The sequence below is a fragment of the Tamlana sp. 2_MG-2023 genome (assembly GCF_030548465.1).
Taxonomy (GTDB): domain Bacteria; phylum Bacteroidota; class Bacteroidia; order Flavobacteriales; family Flavobacteriaceae; genus Pseudotamlana.
On the sequence record NZ_JAUOSF010000031.1, the window covers coordinates 1 to 3,968 of the forward strand.

A 3,968-nucleotide genomic window follows, 5' to 3' on the forward strand; every position below is an offset into this window, starting at 1 on the left:
GTGTTTAAAAAACCGCCATAAAACTCTGGCCTAACTTCCTGTAAAAATTGATAATCATTAGGGGCTGAGATAACACCATCTGAATCAACATCCTCAAACTCATAAATTCCCGTGTCCGAATTCACACCTATAGTGTGAAATAAAGGCTGTATAAACATACTTTCTCCTTCACGGTACCTATTGGCAAATGCAGAGGTTTCTAAATTTGGATAATTAACAAGTAGAGTATTTGAGATGGTTAAATTTAATTGTGACACCCAACTAAAGTTTGTTGTAATTACGTTCGTAGTTTCTAAATTAAATTCCCACCCCCTATTTTCTACCGATGCATCTAAATTCGATTGTAAGAATGAATAACCAACACTTGTTGGTAATGGAAGGCCTATGAGTTGATTATCTGATTGGTTGTTGTAATACACACCTGAAAGCATTATACGATCTCTTAGGAAGCCTAAATCTAGCCCTACTTCAAACTTTATATTACGCTCCCATCCAAAATTCGGATTGTTAAGACGTGTTGGGTAAAGTCCTGAAACACCTTGATAGGAAAAACTAGTAGGTGAATAACTATCTAAATATCCATAATCTCCAATTTGATCATTACCTGTACTCCCATAACTAGCTCTAAACTTTCCGAAACTAAAAATGCCTTTTTCACTATCAAATAGTTTTTCTTTTGAAAAAAGCCAAGCTGCTCCAAGCGCACCAAAATTTGCAAATCGATTATTTTCTCCAAATCGACTACTGCCATCTCTTCTTGCCGTAAAATTTAAAAAATACCGTTTTTTAAAATCCAGATGGACGCGACCATACACCGCTTGGTATTTATATTGGGAAATATCAGCATTTAATACATCTACATCGGCCGCTGCTGAAATATCTTCCATAATCGCATCGTTAATATAGCCTGAAGCTCTTAACGATTTACTATTTTGATCAAGCTGCTGAAACGTTGCACCTACCAAAGTTTGCAAAGCTAAATTCCCAAAACTGTGGTTGTACTCTAGCTGTGGTTCTATTATCCATGAGTTTACGGAGGCATCAGCAAAATCAGATGAAGGTAATGTTGAAGACAGAGGGTTTGTAGCCTTTCTAGATCGTATTTCCTTCTCTTCTCTAAATATTGAATTATACCCCAAACTAGCTTTAGCCTTTAAACCTTTTAAAAGCCTATAAGAAATTTGGGCATTAGCAATGAATGTTGCATTATTAGCATCAAATCTTTGGAAAGTTGACCTTAAAGGATTGGTCAGTCCTCTGTAAAAAATAAGATCGCCATTTTCATCTATTAACTCGGGTAGATTTGGAGGAAGGGTTAGTGCTGCGTAAGTAAGGTCTTCATCTGGAAGCGTACTATTTTCATCGCTATAGATCATATTCATAGCACTTGAAAAACGTTTATTTTCAGAGGTATGGTTCACAGAAAGATTCATTGAAAAACGCTTATAATCAAAATCTCCTGGGAAAACAGTGGTTTCTTTATAAGTACTGCCACCAAACAAAAATTGTGTTTGACTATTCCCACCTGATATTTTAACTTGTGAATCTGTGATATAAGACGTGCCTCCAATGAGCTCATCTTGCCAATTTGTATAGCGGTTCTGATCCCATACATGCAAATCGGGTGCATTATTTTCATTAGAAGTTGTACCGTCATTTTGAAAAGCTTCTTTACGCATTTCCAAGTATTGAGGCGTATTCAAAAGAGACATTATATTAGCGACCGAACCGACTCCTGTCTGTAAATTAAAGGAAACCTCCGTTTTTCCTTCTTTTCCTTTTTTAGTAGTAATAAGTACTACACCATTAGCGCCACGAGATCCATAAATAGCTGTGGCATCTGCATCTTTTAAAACTTCCACACTTTCAATATCTGCGGGGTTGATACTACTTAATGGGTTAGCACTTGAAACTATGGCAGTACCTAATGAGGCTATGGTACTCGATATATAAGGTACGCCATCAACAATATAAAAAGGGTCATTCCCTTTTGTGATACTATTTTGACCACGAATACGAACCGTAAAACCAGCTCCAGGAACGCCAGACTGTTGTGTAATATACACACCAGACATACGACCTTGTAATGCAGCTAAAGGATTTGCTACTGGCTGTGTCTCTATATCTTTTGCGGTTACACGTTCGATATTACCGGTTTGCTCCTCTTCCTTCACAGAGTAATATCCGGCATTAATCATAATCTCACCAAGTTCAGTTATGTCTTCTTCAAGCTGAACATTGATTTGATTTTGGTTATTTACGCTCTTGGTCAGTGATTTAAAACCTAATGCTGAAAATATCAGCGTATCGCTTGGGTATACTTCTATTTTATAGTGCCCATCGAAATTAGTCACGACCCCATTAGTCGTATTCTTAGACATAACATGCACACCTACAATAGGCATGCCTTGAGCATCCTCAACTTTACCTGACACAATAAATCTCTGATTAGAAGGTGCCACTGAAAACAGTAGAGAAAGCAATGGTATACATAGAATTAAGTAGATAAAGAATATACGCGATATCTTAACATCTAGTAGTAATTTTTTCATAATTTTGGATTTGAATTAAACAATTCTGTTGTTTGATTAGTTAAGCCTCCTATAGACCCTGCAAAAGTTTATTTAGGAGGTTTTTATTTTACTGTAAACCAGTAAATGAACTCTTAGCCATATTTATCGAATAGAGTTGCTTCATAAATAATAGTTTTTATAGTTAATACTTGTTTTTTTGTATAACCAGGTAGCCCCACTAAACCGTTAGGGTTATTTTTATCAGGTTTGAAACTACCCGGATCTACTTAGTGACTAATTCAAAAGTTTATCTCATAGGCATCTTTTTTTAGTTAATACAAAGCACACCTTACCTGAGTAAGGATTAAAATTCATACTTAAGGAATATCGTTTCATGGCTGGATACCATGATTATGTGGAATCGTGAATTACAGGAGAAAAGAGTTTTCGTGTACCAAAATAGGCCATGTATTATATGGATGTGCTAATACATTTTGCCAGTAATTTTCATAACGTCACTCCTGCAACAAGTAGTACCTTATATCGGGCACTTTGGTTTTTTAGGAAAAAGGATAAAATATACCGTTAGCTCAACATTGAATTGTGCTTTGATAATTTTTAACCCTTTGTATATTTTAAACCCTTTCAAATAGGAATATTATTAATGATAAATATTTATTAGCAGTGTGCAATACTCGGTCTGAACAACAAATTAACTTGAATCATTTGATATGAGATTTCACTCATTATCTTGGATTAACACACCATCTCCGTGATAAGTACTATAAGCAAATATTCATTTAATTCAGAATTAAAGAACTGCAAGTCCAATAATATCAATGCAATATAATAAAACATTTTATTCAGCACAAATTTGTATCGAATAAATATAATGATTTTATCAAATTTTACATTATGAGAAGTTATAATGAATTTGAGTTGCATATCTTAAACATTCAAATAGGGTGTGTGCTAAAATTAGCTAGACTTAAAAAAGGACTTTCTCAACATCAACTCTCACTTATTTTGGAATCAAACCCAACAAGTATTGGTAGAATTGAAAGATTTGAACATTCATGTAGTTGGGATAAGTTATATCAATTTTGTCAAAACCTCGATCTTGATTTCTGTAATTTATTCATTCTAAAACAAAGAGAAGAACTTCTTGCCATTGTTGATGAAACTATTAAGCATGAAGAAAAGCTTACCCAAAGAAAAAGAGCATATTATAAGTCCTTAAAAGTTTTGATTAAACAAGAGTTTAAGATTTAGGTAAGTTATTTTTAAATTATCCATTTTCACATTATCGACTAACTGTAAGCTATTTATACTCCATTACACTTTCATGAATATAAACAAATTTGCTTATATTTGTTATATGAACCATTTAATAGAGAAATATAAAGGCATTCACCCAGGGTTTGTTATTGAACACCTCCTTAAGAAGCGTTTGCT

General features: G+C 34.1%; 2 protein-coding genes. One reads left to right on the plus strand and one right to left on the minus strand.

Annotated elements, in window-relative coordinates:
- Positions 1 to 2,552: SusC/RagA family TonB-linked outer membrane protein (locus tag Q4566_RS16925; protein ID WP_303423751.1), on the minus strand; the 2,552-nt coding region annotated here is incomplete at its 3' end.
- An 876-nt stretch (positions 2,553 to 3,428) separates the two neighbouring features.
- Between Q4566_RS16925 and Q4566_RS16930 the strand changes: the two genes are divergently transcribed.
- The gene (locus tag Q4566_RS16930; protein WP_303423753.1) at positions 3,429 to 3,785 is read left to right on the plus strand and encodes a helix-turn-helix transcriptional regulator; all 357 of its coding nucleotides are present in this window, start codon (positions 3,429 to 3,431) and stop codon (positions 3,783 to 3,785) included.
- Positions 3,786 to 3,968 lie beyond the last annotated feature (183 nt).